Consider the following 1,813-nt stretch of genomic DNA (forward strand, 5'->3'; position numbering starts at 1 on the left):
TAGCCCTTGTCGGCGTGCAGCTTTGCGGGACGTCGCCTGCGGGGGCCACGGCGGGAACGGATCGGCGGGATACCGCGGACGAGCGGTTCGAGGGCCTGACTGTCGTGCAGGTTCGCGCCGGAGATGCCGACGAGATGGGCAGACCGGTCCGCTCGGTAATCAAGTGGATCTTCGAGCCTTTCTTGCCTCGATCGACAGGATTCGGACCGGTCAGGTCCCCCCTTTTCAGGGCCCGCATGTTCACAGAGTCGATCGCGCAGCGACTCCAGTCCAGGTCGCCGCGCGAACCCAGTTCATCCAGCACCAGGCGGTGCAGCTTCGCCCACACCCTGGCCTTGCTCCACTCGGTGAAGCGCCGGTGGGCCGTCGGCCCGGACGGCCCGAAAGAGGGAGGCAACTGCCGCCAGGTACAGCCTGACGTGGCGACAAAGATGATCGCCGCCAGCACTTCACGATCCCCATGCCTCCGTCGGCCGCCACCCTGCCGCCGAATCGGAGCCGGCGGCACCACCCGCTCGAACAATGACCACAGCTCATCCGGCACCAAACGTTCCACGATTCCCACGACCACAGACTGCCGAACACGCCAAATGAGACGACGTCTTAAGGGCGGGCAGATCGCCTACGCACAGGTGGGGGACGCCAACGCCTCCATTCCCACCCCGCAGCCGGTCCTGCCCCGCGCCGTATGGGCGCCACCGGCCTGTCGCCCCGCTCCACCTCGTTCAACTTCGTCACCCAGCAGGCCATCGACGACGGCCTACCCGAATGCCTCAGGCTGGGCAAGGAGTTCCAGGCCATCAGCAACACGCGGAACATCCGCAAAGAACACATGAAGGAGAACGACGCCTGCCCCGACGTCGAGATCGACCCCGACACCTTCGAGGTCATCGTCGGCGGAGCGAAGGTGGAGGACGTGTCCGCACAGATCGACGGACATGGCGTCGAACGGAACTACGCCACCGAACTGCCCATGGCCCAGAGGTACTTCCTCTTCTGAGGTCCGCAGACAGGGTGCAAGGAGTGGAAGGTGAGCTGCGTACCATGACACGTGCCGCGCTGCTCGTCCTGGCCGACGGCAGGTTCCCCGCCGGAGGGCATGCGCACTCCGGCGGGGCCGAACCAGCAGTCCGGGCAGGCCGTATCACCGACACCGCGTCGCTCGCGGACTTCTGCCGAGGACGACTGCATACCGCGGGCCTGGTCGCGGCGGCCCTTGCCGCCGCGACGGCGGCCGGTCACGACCCACTGGCGCTGGACGACGCAGCCGACGCCCGTACCCCGATGCCGGCGCTGCGGTCCACGGCACGGAAACTGGGCCGCCAGATGATGCGGGCCGCCCGCGCCACCTGGCCGAGCCCCGAACTCGCCGCGCTGGCCGCCGCCCGCCCGCGCGGCGCCCACCAGCCCGTCGTCCTGGGCCTGGCCGCCCGGTCCGCCGACCTGACCCCTCTGGACGCCGCCTACGCGGCGGCGTACGAAAGCGTCAGCGGTCCGGCCACGGCAGCGGTCCGGCTGCTGAGCCTGGACCCGTTCGACGCCACCGCCGTCCTCGCCCATCTGGCGACCGACCTCGACCGGGTGGCATCCGCGGCCACCCAGGCCGCCGACCGTATCCCCGCCGAGGGGTACGACACGCTCCCCGCCGCCTCCGCACCCCTGCTGGACATCACCGCCGAAGCGCACGCCGCCGGGCCGGTACGGCTCTTCGCCTCCTGACCCGCCCGCCCAATCCCCACACGAGCACGGAGCACCCATGCACCTCGACCACCAGGACGGCTTCCCCGAGCGGCACACCTACAGCGCCGCCGCC

1 protein-coding gene and 2 pseudogenes are annotated in these 1,813 nt (G+C 69.9%); 2 read left to right on the plus strand and 1 reads right to left on the minus strand.

All coding sequences use genetic code 11. From position 1 onward, the window contains the following. Positions 1–571, minus strand: a pseudogene (locus IEZ17_RS41580) (IS5 family transposase); the annotation flags it as partial. Positions 572–602: 31 nt separating this feature from the next. Here IEZ17_RS41580 and IEZ17_RS41585 point away from each other — a divergent pair. Next, positions 603–1,000, plus strand: a pseudogene (locus tag IEZ17_RS41585) (urease subunit alpha); the annotation flags it as partial. Positions 1,001–1,044: 44 nt separating this feature from the next. Further along, entirely contained in the window at positions 1,045–1,719 is a 675-nt protein-coding gene (locus IEZ17_RS41590; protein ID WP_189308826.1) for an urease accessory protein UreF, read from the plus strand. Positions 1,720–1,813 lie beyond the last annotated feature (94 nt).

The sequence above is a fragment of the Streptomyces albospinus genome, assembly GCF_014648695.1.
GTDB classification, from domain to species: domain Bacteria; phylum Actinomycetota; class Actinomycetes; order Streptomycetales; family Streptomycetaceae; genus Streptomyces; species Streptomyces albospinus.